The 15,155-nt window shown below is 67.3% G+C and carries 11 protein-coding genes; 2 read left to right on the plus strand and 9 right to left on the minus strand.

The features are described from left to right. Window positions 1–8 precede the first annotated feature (8 nt). The gene (locus J2X19_RS12390; protein WP_310373472.1) at window positions 9–2,528 is read left to right on the plus strand and encodes a sensor histidine kinase; all 2,520 of its coding nucleotides are present in this window, start codon (window positions 9–11) and stop codon (window positions 2,526–2,528) included. A 481-nt stretch (window positions 2,529–3,009) separates the two neighbouring features. On the opposite strand, the gene J2X19_RS12395 is transcribed toward J2X19_RS12390, so the two are convergent. The 4 genes from J2X19_RS12395 to J2X19_RS12410 are packed head-to-tail and all read right to left on the minus strand — an operon-like array spanning window position 3,010 to window position 6,864. Beyond that, window positions 3,010–3,657, minus strand: coding sequence for an ABC transporter ATP-binding protein (locus tag J2X19_RS12395; RefSeq protein ID WP_116603532.1), 648 nt, complete (start codon window positions 3,655–3,657; stop codon window positions 3,010–3,012). Continuing rightward, on the minus strand, window positions 3,654–4,607 hold the full coding sequence (gene miaA, locus J2X19_RS12400) for a tRNA (adenosine(37)-N6)-dimethylallyltransferase MiaA (RefSeq protein ID WP_310373475.1): 954 nt from the start codon (window positions 4,605–4,607) through the stop codon (window positions 3,654–3,656). Before miaA ends, J2X19_RS12395 begins: the two co-directional genes overlap by 4 nt. Further along, window positions 4,604–5,842 carry a multidrug effflux MFS transporter gene (locus J2X19_RS12405; protein WP_116603530.1) on the minus strand — a complete coding sequence of 413 codons (1,239 nt, stop codon included), beginning with the start codon at window positions 5,840–5,842 and terminating at the stop codon, window positions 4,604–4,606. The genes miaA and J2X19_RS12405 overlap by 4 nt, the downstream gene beginning before the upstream one ends. Window positions 5,843–5,892: 50 nt before the next feature. Continuing rightward, on the minus strand, window positions 5,893–6,864 hold the full coding sequence (locus J2X19_RS12410; RefSeq protein ID WP_310373477.1) for a Bug family tripartite tricarboxylate transporter substrate binding protein: 972 nt from the start codon (window positions 6,862–6,864) through the stop codon (window positions 5,893–5,895). Between the two features lie 116 nt (window positions 6,865–6,980). Between J2X19_RS12410 and J2X19_RS12415 the strand changes: the two genes are divergently transcribed. Continuing rightward, window positions 6,981–8,330: a class-II fumarase/aspartase family protein gene (locus J2X19_RS12415; RefSeq protein WP_310373479.1), complete on the plus strand. Its 1,350-nt coding sequence runs from the start codon at window positions 6,981–6,983 to the stop codon at window positions 8,328–8,330. Between the two features lie 7 nt (window positions 8,331–8,337). Here the strand turns inward: J2X19_RS12415 and J2X19_RS12420 are convergent, their stop codons facing one another. Genes J2X19_RS12420 through J2X19_RS12440 form a run of 5 tightly spaced genes read right to left on the minus strand, consistent with a single transcriptional unit; the run spans window position 8,338 to window position 15,151 of the window. Continuing rightward, complete coding sequence (locus tag J2X19_RS12420; protein ID WP_310373481.1) at window positions 8,338–9,438, minus strand: GntR family transcriptional regulator; 1,101 nt, start codon at window positions 9,436–9,438, stop codon at window positions 8,338–8,340. 43 nt (window positions 9,439–9,481) lie between these two features. Further along, a complete protein-coding gene (locus tag J2X19_RS12425; RefSeq protein WP_310373483.1) occupies window positions 9,482–10,447 on the minus strand; it encodes a CapA family protein in 966 nt (321 codons plus the stop codon). Then, a complete protein-coding gene (locus J2X19_RS12430) occupies window positions 10,447–10,827 on the minus strand; it encodes a hypothetical protein (RefSeq protein WP_310373485.1) in 381 nt (126 codons plus the stop codon). Before J2X19_RS12430 ends, J2X19_RS12425 begins: the two co-directional genes overlap by 1 nt. Before the next feature lie 3 nt (window positions 10,828–10,830). Beyond that, the gene (mutL, locus tag J2X19_RS12435; RefSeq protein WP_310373487.1) at window positions 10,831–12,714 is read right to left on the minus strand and encodes a DNA mismatch repair endonuclease MutL; all 1,884 of its coding nucleotides are present in this window, start codon (window positions 12,712–12,714) and stop codon (window positions 10,831–10,833) included. Window positions 12,715–12,739: 25 nt separating this feature from the next. Then, window positions 12,740–15,151 carry a hypothetical protein gene (locus J2X19_RS12440; RefSeq protein ID WP_310373489.1) on the minus strand — a complete coding sequence of 804 codons (2,412 nt, stop codon included), beginning with the start codon at window positions 15,149–15,151 and terminating at the stop codon, window positions 12,740–12,742. Between the last annotated feature and the right edge of the window lie 4 nt (window positions 15,152–15,155).

A 15,155-nucleotide genomic window follows, 5' to 3' on the forward strand; every position in this document is an offset into this window, starting at 1 on the left:
GCTGATCCATGCCCAGGCTTGCGTCTTTCAAGGTTCTGAACAACCGGGTGTCCAGCGCGCTGGCCTTGGCCACCGGCATCCTGCTCACCCTGGCGACCCTGGGCGCACTGTGCCTGCTGGGCTGGCATGAATACGAGGTCCGGCTGGACGAAGACCGCGAGCGCGGCGACCTGCAGGCCCGGGTGCTGGAGGACCACGTCACCCGCTCGATGGGCACGGTGTCGGTGGCCTTGAAGTACCTGTCCACCGACCTGGCGCGGGCCGACATTCTGGGCGGCTTCGCGCGCTCCGACGCCATGCTGGCGCAGGCGCTGGTGGCCTTGCCGTTTGTGCGCGAACTCAGCGTGCTGGATACCTCGGGCCTGGTGCTGTCCAGTTCTTCGGCCAACGAGATCGGCCTGCGGATTGCGCCGGGCCGGCTGCCCACGGATCTGGCCGCCGGCCAGGAGGCGCTGGGGGCCTTCCAGGCCGGGCGCAGCCTGGCGTCATTGGCCGACCAGGCCACGCCCGGCAAGACCACGGCCGGCCTGGGCTTTATTCCGTTCACCCGGGCGTTCCGCTCCCGGGCCGGGCAGAACTTCATCCTGGTGGCCTTGCTGAATCCCGACTACTTTTCCAACTTCCAGTTGTTCACCCTGAACAACGACAAGAACGCCGCCTACCTGCTGGGCTACCAGGGCAATGTGCTGGCCAGCAGCGGCCCGGACGCGCTGCCGCCCGGCGCCACGGTGGCGCAGCACCCGGTGTTCAGCCGCTACCTGCCCAAGACCGAGCACGCGAGCTACGTGGGCGAGGGGGTGCGGCCGGCCCGGCAGGTGGTGGCGTTCCGCTTGTCCAAGTCCCGGCCGCTGGTGGTGCTGGTCGAGCAGCCCTATGCCGACAGCCTGTGGCGCTGGTTTGCGTCGATGCGCTGGTTTGCCGCGGCGGCCGCGTGTACCGTGGTGTTCATTCTGTTCGTTACCTTTTCCGTGCGGCGCAGCCTGCTGGCCCGTGAAGCCGCGAACGCCAAGCTCACTGCCGCCCGGCTGGACCTGGTGCGCCGCGAGCGCGAGCTGCGGGTACTGCTGAAAAGCGTGCAGGAGCTGATCTTCCGTACCGACCCGCAGGGCGCGATGACCTTTGTCAATGAGCGCTGGGAGGCTTTGCGCGGCCAGCCGGTGGAGCAGGCGCTGGGCAAGGCGTTGGCTGCCTTCGTCGAGCCGGCCGACTTTGAAGCGGTAGCCCATCTGTTTGCGCCGCAGAACGGTGCCGGCGTGCGGATGGCGACCGCGCATCTGCGGGCGGTGGATGGCGCGCTGCACCGCTTTGACGTCACTGTGGTGCCCTTGCGCGATACCGGTGACAGCGGCGCCATCGTCGGCTTTGCGGGCAGCGCGGTGGACGTGACCGAGCGCTTTGCGGCCCAGCAGGCCTTGCAGCACCAGCTGGCCTTCGTTGCCTCGCTGCTGGAGATCAGCCCGGCGCCGGTGGCCACCATCAATTCGCGCGGCCAATACACCAGCGTGAACCGCGCCTGGGAAGACTTCATGGGCATCCCGCGCGAGCAGGTGATAGGCCAGCGCGGCACGGCCTTCATGTCCGAGGCCGATGCCGAGCAGCATGCCCAGGCCGATGCCCAGCTGTGGCGCAGCGGCGGCACGCTGCGTTACGAGCTCAAGCTCAAGCACCGCGACGGCTCGCGCCGCGACGTGGTGGTGACCAAGGTGCTGGTGCCGGGCGAAGAGTTCGGTGCCAGCCTGCTCAGCAGCATGATGGACGTGAGCGAGTTCCGCGCCGCCGAACGGGCCATCGACGATGCGCGCGCGGCCGCCGAGGAGTCGTCGCGCGCCAAGTCCGAGTTCATTGCCAACATCAGCCACGAGCTGCGCACGCCGCTGCAATCCATACTCGGATTTTCCGAGCTGGGCATGCTGCGCGGCCGCGAGCAGCCCAAGCTGCAGTCTATGTTCACCGACATCCATGCCTCGGGCGCGCGCATGCTGGCGCTGGTGAACGATTTGCTGGACGTGGCCAAGATCGAAAGCTCGGTCGGCGCCATCACGCTGGAGCGGGCCGACCTGCGCGGCCTGGTGCAGAGCGTGCTGCACGAGCTCAGCCCGCTGCTCGACGCCAAGCACATCCAGCTGGCCTGCGTGCTGGGCAAGCAGCCGCTGATCGCCAAGGTGGACCCGGTGCGCTTCCAGCAGGTGGTGCGCAATATTGCGGCCAACGCCATCAAGGTGTCGCCCGCCGGCGGCGAGATCAGGGTGCAAGGCCACATCACCGAGGACCGGCGTATCTGCATCAGCGTGCGCGACCAGGGCACAGGCATTCCCACGGGCGAGCTGGAGAAGATCTTCGAAGCCTTTGTGCAGTCCAGCAGCAGCAAGGACGGATCGGGCGGCACCGGCCTGGGCCTGGCGATCTGCAAGAAGATCATCGACGCCCACGGCGGCAGTATCCAGGCCGACAACAACGCCGAAGGCGGCGCTATCTTCTGCGTCTACTTGCCCGCACGGCAGAGTTTGAACGCCGAAACGACTTTCTAGTGCAAACTGGATTTGCTATATAAATAGTAGCTAATGGTGAAGTATTTATATGCGCTGGCGAGGTGTTCGGCATGAACACGTTTTAAGATGCCCCGAGCTTCAAGCACGAACAGATGCCAAGTAGCCAAAAAAGGAGAGTCTATGTTTGAGTCCCCTCCGAAGTCCGCCTTCCGCGTTCATATGGCGACGCTAGCCTTGCTCATCGTGGGCATCACGCTATTGGTTTTTAGCCTGGATGGTTTGAGCAGCGGGCATATTGTCGTGCGCTCACGTGGTGCCCAGCCATATGTTGCATATGCCGCGGGGCCTTACGCCACGGCCTTCGCCTGGAATGCTTGGGGGTGCTTGGCATTGGGCACGGCGTCGCTAGGGTATGGTTTGTGGCGCTGTGCGCGCTACTTTCGCAAGCCAGGCGGTGGAGCGGACAGCGCTTAAAGCAGGCCTGCCCTCTGCGGGTTAAGTCGCTTTGGCGTGGCCTGAATCATTCAAATATGCCGTCGGCCCGCAGCTGCAGTATGCGGTCGGCCCGCGCGGCGGCCGCCTGCGAATGGGTGACCAGCACCAGCGCCGCACCCTGGGCCCGGGTCTGGGCCAGCAAGGCGTCCATCACCTTGGCGGCGGTGGTCGGGTCGAGATTGCCGGTGGGCTCGTCGGCCAGCAGCAGGGCCGGGCGGTGCACCAGGGCCCGGGCAATGGCCACCCGCTGCAGCTGGCCGCCGCTGAGCTGCTGCGGCAGGCGTGCGCCCAGGCCGCCCAGGCCCACTTCGGTCAGCAAGTCTTGCACCCGGGCGTCGTCTTGTTGCCCCAGCAGCATCAGCGGCAGGGCCACGTTCTGCGCCACGTCCAGATGCGGCAGCACGTGGAAAGCCTGGAACACAAAGCCCACCTGCTGGCGCCGCAGCAGCGCGCGGGCGTCGTTGTCCAGCGTGCCCAGGTTGGTGCCTGCGATGTGTACGCTGCCGCTGTCCCAGCTGTCCAGCCCGGCCATGCAGTTCAGCAGGGTGGACTTGCCCACGCCCGATTCGCCGACGATGGCCACGAATTCGCCGGGCGCCACGCGCAGCGACACATTGCTGAACACCGTGCTGTCGCCGTAGCGTTTGCCAAGGGCATCGACGACCAAGCTCATGCGATGCGATCCACCAGGGCCAGCACCTGCTGCAGCGCATCGGGCGCGTCGCAGGCCACGACCTGGCGCTGCGGCATGGAGCGCAGCCAGGTGATCTGGCGCTTGGCCAGCTGCCGGGTGGCGTAGATGCCGCGTTCGCACAGCTCGGCCATGGGCAGGGTGCCGTCCAATGCCTCCCAGGCCTGGCGGTAGCCCACGCAGCGCATGCTGGGCAGGTCCGGGTACAGGTCGCCGCGGGCGCGCAGGGTGACCACTTCGTCCAAGAACCCAGCCGCCAGCATCTGCTCGAAGCGCAGTGCGATGCGCGCGTGCAGCCAGGCGCGGTCGGCGGGTTCTAAGGAAATAAGGGTGGTGGCGCTTATCCGGTCTGCGCGTGCAGCTATGTCTTTTGTAGCATGGAAGCTGGACAAGGGCTGGCCGGATGCACGGTACACCTCCAGTGCGCGCTGGATGCGCTGGGTGTCCATTGGTTGCAGGCGGGCGGCGGTGGGCGGGTCTACCTGGGCCAACTGGGCATGCATGGCGGGCCAGCCTTGCACGGCGGCCTCGGCTTCGATGGCGGCGCGGATGGCTGGGTCGGCGCCGGGCATGGGATCGATGCCGTCGAACAGCGCCTTGAAATACAGCATGGTGCCGCCGACCAGCAGCGGCAGCTTGCCGCGCGCGTGGATCTCGGCCAGCAGGCGCTCGGCGTCGGCCACGAACTCGGCCGCGCTATAGGCCTGCAGCGGGTCGCGGATGTTGATCAGATGGTGCGGCGCGGCGGCCAGCTCGGCGGCCGTGGGCTTGGCCGTCCCTATGTCCATGCCGCGGTAGACCAGGGCCGAATCGACGCTGATGATTTCCACCGGGTGGCGCTGGGCAATCGCCAGCGCGGCGGCGGTCTTGCCGGAGGCCGTGGGGCCGGCAATCGCAATGCAACGGGGCAGGGCGCGAGACGAGGCGCTCATCGCCGCACCTCACCGTATTTCTGCACCAGCGTCCAGCCGACGATGGCGATGCACAGGCTCCAGAACCAGACGCCGTTGCTCAGCGGGAACACCGTGCCGTCCATGCGCCAGCCCAGCCAGCGGCCCATGCCAAAGGCCGCCAGGGTCATGCTGAAGCCGTTCAGCGCCGACGCCGCACCGGCAGCCTGCGGAAACGGACCGACTGCGCCGCTCTGGCTGCAGGGCTGGTGTACGCCGTGGGCCAGCGCCACCAGCCAGAACGGCAGCACGATGGCTGCTGGCGTGTGCCAGCCCAGCAGGCCGAATATGCCGACCAGGCTGCCGCCCAACAACGACACGCCAGCCGCCAGCGCCACCGTGCGGCGGATGCCGAAGCGCGCCAGCAGGCGGCGGCACAAAAAAGTGCCCAGCAGGTAGACGAAGCTGAAGGAAAACATCACCAGGCCGTACTGGGTCTTACTCAGGGCCAGCACCTGGATGAACACAAAGGACGACGATGCCAGCACCGTGAACAGCACGCCGTAGGAGGCGGTGGCCAGCAGCGTAAAGGCCCAGAAGGTGGGGTTGCGCAGAATCACCAGCCAGGTCGCCAGCAGCACGCGCGGCTGCAGCGCCCGCGGGTTCTTGCGCGGCGCGGTTTCCACAAAGCGCAGCGCCACCAGGGCCAGCGTGGCTGCGCTGAACACCGCCAGCGCCACCAGCGCGGCCTGCCAGTTGAAGTTGTCCGACAGCAGGCCGCCCAGCGGTGCGCAGATGCAGGCAATCACTCCCAGGCCCGACAGGCCCTTGGACAGCACCCGGGCGCCGATTTCCGGTGCGTACAGGTCGCGCACCAGCGCCCGCGCACACATCACCACCGCGCCCATGGCTGCGCCTTGCAGGGTGCGCCACAGCACCAGCAGCGCCATCGACGGCGCCAGCGCGCTGCCCACCGCCGCCAGCGTGTACACCGCCAGGCCGCAGAGCAGGATGGGGCGGCGGCCGAAGCGGTCGGACAGCGGCCCCCAGACCAGCTGCGAGGCGCCAAACGCCAGCAGCAGGCTGGTCAAGGTCAGCTGGGCCTGGGCCATGGAGGCGCCAAAGCCCTCGGTCAGGCTGGGCAGGGCGGGCAAATACAGGTCGGTGGTGACGGGCTGTATGCCCAGCATCAGCGCCAGAAACAGCACCACCAGGCCGGAGGGCATGCTGGTGGGGGTGGTGGCGAGGGGGGCGGCAGACAGGGGCGGAGCAGACATCCACCTGAGGCTACCAGATAAGCCTGGCCGGGCGCTGCCGCCGGGGTATGTCAATCCATGGTGATCTTGGCGCCCTTGATGATGTCGCGGTACAGCACAGCCTGGGGTTTGACGAAGCTGTGCAGTTCCTGCCCGCTGGCGGGTGCCACGCTGAAGCCGGCTTCGGCCAGCTTTTTGCGCAGCTCGGGTTCGGCCGTGGCATCGCGCAAGGCCTTTTCATACGCGGCCACGGTGGCCGCCGGCGTGCCCGCCTTCAGGAACAGGCCTTGCCAGATCGGCAGCGACACGCCGCTGAAGCCCTCTTCTTCGCCCACGCGCTTGACGGCCGGCAGTTGCGGCACGCGTGCGCCATCGGATACCGACAGCGCCTTGATCTTGCCCTCCTTGAGGAAGGGCATGGCGGTGGACAGCACCAGCACTGCGCTGTCCACCTGGCCGCCGACCAGGTCGGTGGTGATTTGCGCGCCGCCCCGGTAGGGAATGTGCAGCATTGAAATCTTGGCCCGGTCGTTGATGAGTTCACCATAAATGTGCTGCATGGTGGCAATGCCCGGCGTGGCGTAGTTGAAGCTTTCCTTGCCGCCTTTGCGCAGCGCCGCGACCAGATCGGCCAGCGTGTTGTAGGGCGAGCTGGCGGGCACCGCAAAAATCAGCGGGGCGGTGGATATGCGGCCTATGGGTGCCAGGTCTTTCTCCCAGTCCAGCTTGACCCGGGTGTTGACCATGGGCACCAGTACGGTGTCGGTGCCGCCCATGTAGACCAGGTTGCCATCGGCTGGCCCGTTCAACACCTTCTGCGCGGCCAGCATGCCGCTGGCGCCGGCCAGGTTTTCCACCACCACCGCGCGGCCCAGCCGCTTGGACAGCTCGGCACCCACCACCCGCGCCACATAGTCGGAGCTGCCGCCTGCCGAGTAGCCGACGACCAGCGAGATCGGTTTGTTGGACTGCGCCTGGGACAGGCCGGCCAGTAGCATGCCGGTGCCAAGAAGGGCCAGTTGGTTCAAGAGTCTGCGTTGCATGAATGTCTCCATCTGAAAAGAGCGGTGGTTCTGGGTGGGCCTACGCACAGAAAGGCGTTGGCTTATGCATATTGTATTGATACAATGCGTATTGTATTTATATTTTTGGAGTACCCATGCGTACAGGCATGTTTGATTCGTTTGTCACCCGCCATTGGTTCAATGCCGAGGCCAAGGCGATATGGAGTGACCAGGCCACCTTGCAGGCCTGGCTGACGGTCGAGGCCGCGCTGGCGCGCGCCCAGGCCGAGCTGGGCATCATCCCGCAGGCGGCGGCCCAGACGATTGCCGCGCAGGCGGATGCCAGCGCCTTCGATTTGGAGCGCTTGTCGCGCGATATCGCGTTTGCCCAGCATCCGTTTGTTCCTGTGCTGCGCCAGTATGAAGCGCTGTGCGGCGAGCCGGCTGCGGGCTTCATCCACTGGGGCGCCACCACCCAGAATATCTTCGATACCGCGGCTTCGCTGCAGATGTTCCAGTCGCACCAGGTGCTGTCCCGGCATCTGGATGCGGCCATCGAGGCGCTGTGCACGCTGGCGCAGCAGCACCGCGACACCGTGCAGGCCGGGCGTACCCACGGACAGCATGCGCTGCCCATGACCTTCGGTTTCAAGCTGGCGGGCTGGCTGGACGAGCTGGACCGCGACCGCAGCCGTTTGAGCCAACGGCTGGCCGGGTCGTTTGTGGCCAGCCTGGGGGGCGCCATCGGTAGCTTTGCGGCCATGGCAGGCCAGGGCCGGGCGGTCGAGGTGCGGATGGCGGCGCACCTGGGGCTGGCGCCGGCGGGCCTGCCCATGCGCTCCTCGTACGACCGGGTGAGCGACTTCGTGGCGGCACTGGGCCTGCTGGCGGGCACGGCGCAAAAGATCGCGCAGGATGTGGTGTTCATGCAGCGCACCGAGATCGGCGAGGTGGAGGAAGCCTTTCACCTGGGCAAGGTTGGCAGCTCGACCATGGCGCAAAAGCGCAACCCATCCTCGGCGTTGATGCTGACCAGCCTGGCCCGCATGCTGCGCGCGCGCGTGCCGCTGGCGATGGAGGCCATGGTGCGCATGGACGAGGGCGATTCCTCGGCCACCAATGTGACGGATGCCTTGCTGCCCGAGATCGCCATCCTGGCCACATCGATTGCCGAAACCCTGGCGCAGCTGGTGGGTGGGCTGGTGGTGCATCCTGAGGCGATGCGGCGCAATCTGGAGTTGTCGCAGGGCTTGATCGTCTCGGAGGCGGTGATGATGCGCCTGACGGCCTTGATGGGCCGGCACGAGGCGCACCATCTGCTGTATGACGCAGCCCAGCGCACAGTGGCCGAGGGGATTCCGTTTCTGGAGGCCATCTGCACGCATGCCATGTGGGGCACCCGCGCGCTGCCGGACGACCTGGCGCAGTCGCTGCAAGCCAGCGCCTATGTAGGTGATTCGGCGGCGATTGCGATGGAGACCGCGGCCCGGCTGGCGCGTCGATGAGCTGCGGCTAGGCCCTGGCGCGGCGCTTGGCTGCGCTGGCCGGCGCCTGGGTCGACTGCCCTGGGCGCAGCGCCACCGGCAGAAAACGCACGCCATAGGCGCGTGCGGCATCGGCCCAGCGTGCATGGATGGCCTGGTGCAGGTATTCGACCTGGTCAGCTGCATTGCAGCCCACTGTGTCGAAGAAATCCGCATGTTCGTTCGCCAGGTCGGCGCGCCCCAGCAGCACCACGCTGAGCTGGCTGGGCACGTCCAGGCCCAGGCTCGTCAACAGTGCGCGGAAGCCGGCGCCGTCTTCTATGCCCCAGGCCACGAGTGCGCTAAACGGCAGCTGCCCCGCAGCGTCGCGGCGCGCCTGCAGCAGCGCGACCAAGGAACTTGCAAAGTCTTCGTGCGGCAGCTTGGCGACGGCGATGGATTGCAGATCGACGTCGGCCAGCGTGCCGCGCAGCTGCTCTAGCCGGCGCAGGCCCAGGGCGTTGGCCAGGAATTCGTGTGTGCTGGTGGCGTGTGCGATGTGGCGGTGGCCTTGCTGTACCAGGCCGTGCACGGCGGCGGCCAGGGGCTCGCCCCATTCCATGCCCACGGCATCCACGTTGGTGCCGACCAGGCCCAGCCCGTCCACCGCCACCACGTCGGTCTTTTGCCGCACGGCGGCCAGGGTTTCAATCGGGATGGTTTCGAACGAGGACTGGATCACGCAGGCGTCGAAACGCGGCATGCCGCGCAGCACGGCGCGTGCATGCTCGGGGTCGGTGTACGAGACTTCCAGCACCCGGTGCCCTTCGGCCGCAAAACGCCGCTGCAGCCCGTCGACCACCACCCGGCCACGGGCAATGCTGACCGAGCGGCGCAGCAGCAGGACAGAGCGGGTCGCCGATGGCGTATCCGCCACGGCGCGCAGCGGTTCGCCGTTGGAGGTGAAGAAGGTGCCGCGACCGACCTGGGAGTCGATCAGGCCCTGGGTCTTCAGGCTGCCGAGTGCCTGCTGCACCAGGGCTTGTGAGGCGCCAAACCGCCGCATCAGATCGCGTACCGTGGGTGCGCGGTCGCCGGGGCTGGCGGATTTGGCGAGGGTTTCGAGGAACTGGTGGAGTTCGGTGGACATGTGACGCAATTCAATACATTTTGAATTGTATTATGCGTCTGTATCAGCAGGCGGCCAGGCTGCGGCTGCCTCGGCGGCCGCAGGGGCCGGGGGTGGTCGGGTCGGGGATGGGCGTGCCGTCGGCGTCCATGCGCACGGTGACGGTGTTCCAGCTGCGGATGCCGCGTTTGTCCACGCTCAGGCGCAGCAGCCAGCCGACCTTGGCTTCGGGCAGCTCGAAGCCGTCGAACACCAGGTTGCCCAGGCTCCAAATCACCGGCTTGCCCAGCACCACATCGGCGCCCTGGGTCACGTGCGGGTGGCTGCCGACCACGGCGTCGGCGCCGGCCTGGACCATCAGCTTGGCCAGGTCGCGCTGGCGCTGGCTGGGCCCGGGCTCGCGCTCCCAGCCCCAGTGCATGAAGGGGATCACCACGTCGGCACCGGCTGCGCGGGCCGCGCGGATGTCGGCTACCACATGGCTGTCTTCGCTCCAGGCCACGCCGGCCCATTGGGCGCCGGCCTCGAACGAGCGCGGTTTGAATTCGTCGTAGCCGAGCACGGCGATGCGGATGCCGTTTTTCTCGATCCAGTAGGGTTTGTGGGCTTCGGTCAGGTTGGCGCCGCCGCCAAAGGAGGCGATGCCGGCGTTGTGCAGGTGGCCCAGCGTTTCTATGAAGGCATCGCGGCCGTAGTCGCCGCTGTGGTTGTTGGCCACCGACATGGCATGGAAGCGGCCCTGCAGCACCTTCACGCTCTGCGGCGTGGCGCGGAAGGTGTAGATCTTGTTGTCCAGCGCGGTGCCGCTGCTGGCCACCGAGGTTTCGAGGTTGCCGATGGCCACGTCGGCGCTTTGCAGGATGCTGGCGATGGGCGCCAAGGGGTCGCCGCCCGCGGCAATCAGCTTGCCCGGGCCGTCATCCAGCATCACGTCGCCGCCGAACAGCAGCTCCACCGTGGGCGGGGCGCTCTGGCTGAGCAAAGGCAGGCAGAGCAGGGCAGCCAAGAGGGTGGTTCGGGTGGTTTTCATCATTTCTTCCACTCGCACCAGTAGTACAGCTCGCCGTCGCGGATCGGTTCGTACACGCGTTGCAAGCCAGTGAAGCCGTAACGCCCATTTTTTGCAGGTGGGTACAGGTAATCGGCCTGGTGCAGCAGCACCGCGCCCTGCGGCGGCTCGCGGTCGGCGTAGGTGTAGAGCTTGATGGCGGCCTGGTCGGCGGGCTGGCGCTCGAACACCAGGCGGAACATGAAGTAGGAGCCGATGGATACCGGCGCCACGGTATACGGCGAGGCCGCGGGGTGGGCGCGTATGACTTGCGTTTCGCCGCCGTAGCTGACGTGGCAGTCCACGGTCTCGGCTTGGGCCAGGCTACCAATGCAGGCGGCCAGGAGGAGCAGGCGTTTCATTGGCTAGCGCCCGCGCATGAAGAGGGCATCCAGCTCTTTGATGCTGATCTGCCGCCAGGTCGGACGGCCGTGGTTGCACTGGTCGGAGCGGTCGGTGGTTTCCATTTGGCGCAGCAGTCCGTTCATTTCGTCGATGGTCAGGCGGCGGTTTGCCCGCACGGCGCCGTGGCAGGCCATGGTGCCGAGCAGCTCATTCTGCGCGCGCTGGATGACAGTGCTGGCTTCGTGTTGTGCCAATTCGGCAAGCACGCTGCGTGCCAGTTCGGTGGCGTTGCCCTGCACCAGGCTGGTGGGTACGGCGCGCACGGCCAGGGTCTTGGGTGAGAACGGGGTGATTTCCAGACCCAGCGTGGCCAGGGTGTCGGTATGCGCTTCGGCGGTGGCGACTTCCTGCGGCGTGGCTGCAAAGGTCACCGGGATCAGCAGCGGCTGGCTGGTGATGCGCGCATCCACCAGTTGGGTCTTCAGCCGCTCGTAGACGATGCGCTCGTGGGCTGCGTGCATGTCGACGATCACCAGGCCCTGGGCGTTTTCGGCCAGGATGTAGATGCCTTGCAGCTGGGCGATGGCCCGGCCCAGCGGCCAGATTTCGGCGGCGGCCGGGGCTGGCGTGGCAGGTGCCGGCGTGGGCGCCACAGGCATGGCTGCGGCGGCGGGTTGGACCGGCCACAGCGCTTCCATGTCCGACACCCGGTGCGTGACAGGGGCTACAAAATGCATAGCTGCCTGCGCAGGTAGAGTCTGCGCCAGAGGCAGATTTGGCTTAAATATTTCGGGCGCTGGGCTGGGCGCCGAACTGGACGTGGTAGCCAGCGCGGCAGCGGCTGCGCGCGGCGCGGCCAGGGCTGCGTCCACGGCGCGGCGCACGGCCTGGTGCACCTCGCGGCTGTCGCGGAAGCGTACCTCGATCTTGGTGGGGTGCACGTTCACGTCGACCCGCGTCGGGTCGATCTCCACATACAGCGCATAGATAGGCTGGCGCTGGCCGTGCAGCACGTCCTCATACGCGCTGCGGGCCGCATGGGTAATGACTTTGTCGCGCACGAAGCGGCCATTCACATAGGCAAACTGCTGGTCGGGCCGGGCCCGCGCCGCGTCGGGAATGCCGACCCGGCCCCAGACGCGCACCGCCTGGCCGCCATCGTCGCGCATGCTGCTCAGGTAGTCCACGGCCACCGATTTATCTTTGAAGTCGTCGCCCAGCACGTCGCGCAGGCGCTCGCTGATGGCGTCGAGGCTGGTGGGGGCCGGGCAGGCGCGCCATTGCTCGACCAGCTTGCCCTCGTGCCAGATGGCAAAGCCCACGTCCGGTCGGGCCAGCGCGTGGCGGCGCACGGCTTCCACGCAGTGGGCCAGTTCGGTGGCATCGGTCTTTAAAAACTTGCGCCGCGCCGGTGTGCTGAAGAACAGCTCTTTCACCTCGACCGTGGTGCCAGTGCTGCGGGCCACGGGTTTGAGCTCGCCACTGCGGCCGTCCAGCAAAAATGCGCTGGATTGGCCGCTAGCGCGGGAGGAGATTGCCATGTCAGCTATCGAGTTGATAGCGGCCAGGGCCTCACCGCGGAAGCCCATGGTGCCCACCGATTCCAGCTCCTGCAGGTCGCGGATCTTGCTGGTGGCGTGGCGCTTCAAGGCGATCGGCAGCTCTTCCATGGGAATGCCGCCGCCGTCGTCTTCCACCGCAATCAGGCGCACCCCGCCGGCCAGCAGGCGCAGGGTGATCTGGGTGGCGCCCGCATCCAGCGCGTTGTCGACCAGCTCGCGCACCACCGAGGCCGGCCGCTCGACCACTTCACCGGCCGCAATCTGGCTGATCAGTTCGTCGGGCAGCTCGCGGATGCTGCGGCGGGGAGGGGGGGCGATGGGGTGGGGAAGTACGGTACTCACCCGGCGATTTTAGGGGCGCCGGGTTTCAACCGAATTCGATGAAATGGGCCGAGGACCAGACCTTGCTGTCGTCGCGTTGCCGCCCATGGAAGTACACCGGGCGGAAGCCGAACGGCGCATTTTCCGGCGCCACCTGTACCTGGCCTGCCACCGTGCGGGGCAAAGGGGCGTTGGTGAGCCGCTCCAGCGCCAGGAACAGCTCGGTGCCGCCCAGCTCCAGCTGCAGCCGGCCGTCGCGCAGCAGGTCGGCACCCGACACCTCCCAGTGGAAGTCGGGCCGGTGCACGAAGGGGTTGCGCTGCAGTGGGTCGCCCACCTTCACATAGCTGTCTATCGTGCCTTCGACCACCAGCCGCAGGTCCTTGAGTTGGCTGACTTCGATCTCGATGCTGTCGGCATCGCCATAGGTGTCGCTACGGAAGGCGATGCTGGTCGGGCCGGCCCGCCAGCTGGATTCCTCCGCATGCTCGAAGCCATGGCTGCGAAAGCTCTGGATGCTGGCGCCCAGCACCTGGATACGGCCCTGCCAGGCGGCCCAGCGGTAGCGGTCGGGGATGCGCGCGCCGCCCCAGCGCAGGCGGATGCGGCGGTCTGAATAGCCGAGTTCGCAGTGCAGGTCGCGCTCCCAGATGCGGCCGGTGTGGTCGTAGGCAGCCAGGTATTCCCAGCCGCTCTGGCCGAGAAAGCGGTAGTCCAGCACCGCGTCGCCCTGCCAGCGGAAGGCATCGCCCTGCGGGTGTGGGCCGCAGCGGGTGATCAATGCCGCGTGCTCGCCGGTGGTGGCCCAGGTGTGGCGGGCACGCAGGGCGCGGCCGATGCTGGCGCGGTCCAGGCTGTCGGCCAGCACGCCGGTCAGGCCGCCGTGCACGCCAAATACCTGCACCCCGGGTGCGCCGCCGCCGGGCCGGCCGCGGTGCTCGTCGCTGCTGGCGGCCACGCCCAGCTGGTAGCCGCGCTGGATCACGTCCTGGTAGAGCCAGCCGAAGTGGCCCCAGGTGGAGGCGATTTCCACCAGCCGCTCCAGTTCGGGGTGGTGCCAGTCGGGGATGTAGCGGCGCCCGCCGACGTGGGGGATCAGCAGATGCTGCTGCGCCTCGCCCACATAGGCGGCCCACAGCTCTTCCACCGGCCAGCGGCCCAGGCTGACGGCGCTGCCCTTCATGTCTTCGTTCCATACCAGGGTGCGGTTGTGCTCGCCGCGCGCGTTGTATGGAAAGCCGGGCGCGGTATCGCCCAGGAACACCACGTTGTGGTCGCCCCCGGCGGTGGAGCTGCCGCACCACTCTTGCACCGGGAAGGCGACGAAGCTGCCCGGGCGGTCGATCTGGTTCACCGCGTCCAGGCCGAGCTGCCAGTTCTGGTCGGTGATCTGGAAGTCGTTGGCGGTGTAGCCAAACACGTCGATGCCGCCGATGTCGCGCGCATAGGCGGCGTTGTAGGCCGGGCTGTTGGTGCCCACGGTGTCGTGGGCATGCACATGCAGGTCGGCGTAGAACGGGCGCTGGGTGGGGAAGTCGGCCGCCACATCGACATAAAACTCGGTGGCCGGCAGCTGCGGCAGGCCGGGTACGTCGGCCAGCAGACGGTAGCTGCCGGCGGGCAGGCGCAGGCCTGTGCCGATGTCCAGGCCTACCGAGGCCCAGCCTTGCGCGGGCAGGTCCAGGGTGTGGGTGTGCAGGGTGGCTCCGTCCTGTTGTACCCGCAGCCGCAGCGGCAGGCCCTGGTCGCGCACGATATTGCCCCAGCGGTCCAGCACCGACACGCGCAGCGGCAGCGGCACCTGGGGCTGGGCATAGCGCGGCGCGTTCAGGAACAGCTTGGCGGCCGGGCCGTGGGCTACCTTGATCACCACGTCGTCGGGCACGGTCACAAAGCGCGAGGTGCCCAGCGGGTCTACATACAGGCGGAAGCGGAAGCTGTCTTCCACAAAGGTCTGCACCCGCGTGCCAGGCCCGCCCGCGCGGCGGTCGCCCAGGCGGATGACGATGTGGTCGCCGGCGTTCAGGTAGCCGTCGACCACGTCCACGATGATGGCCTTTTGGTAGGGCCGCTCGTGGCCCTTCTGGTCGAAGCGGATCGACAGCGACTGCACCGATGCCGGGCTCTGGCCGGGCACCAGGGGCGCGGCCTGGTATTCGGCGCTGATGTAGTTGGCGGCGGTCGGGTCGCTGGTCTGGAACAACGCCCAGTCGGAATAGAACTTGAAGGTGGCCTTGATCCAGGCGCCGTCTGCAATGCCGGATGCGCCGACTTCGTAGTCGAGGATGATTTCCTGCCAGCTGCCGGCCTCGACCTCGCTGACGTTGCACTGCACCCGGCCTATGAAGGGCAGGGCCTTGTTCTGTACGTACAGGCCTTGCGGCGCATGGTGCGGGCCGAGATCGTGCTGCAGCACTTCGTAGCGGCGCTGGATGTCTTGAAAGTCGTTGACGGACATGCTG

The organism is Rhodoferax ferrireducens (assembly GCF_031458075.1).
In the GTDB taxonomy this organism is placed as follows: Bacteria; Pseudomonadota; Gammaproteobacteria; order Burkholderiales; family Burkholderiaceae_C; genus Rhodoferax_B; species Rhodoferax_B ferrireducens_A.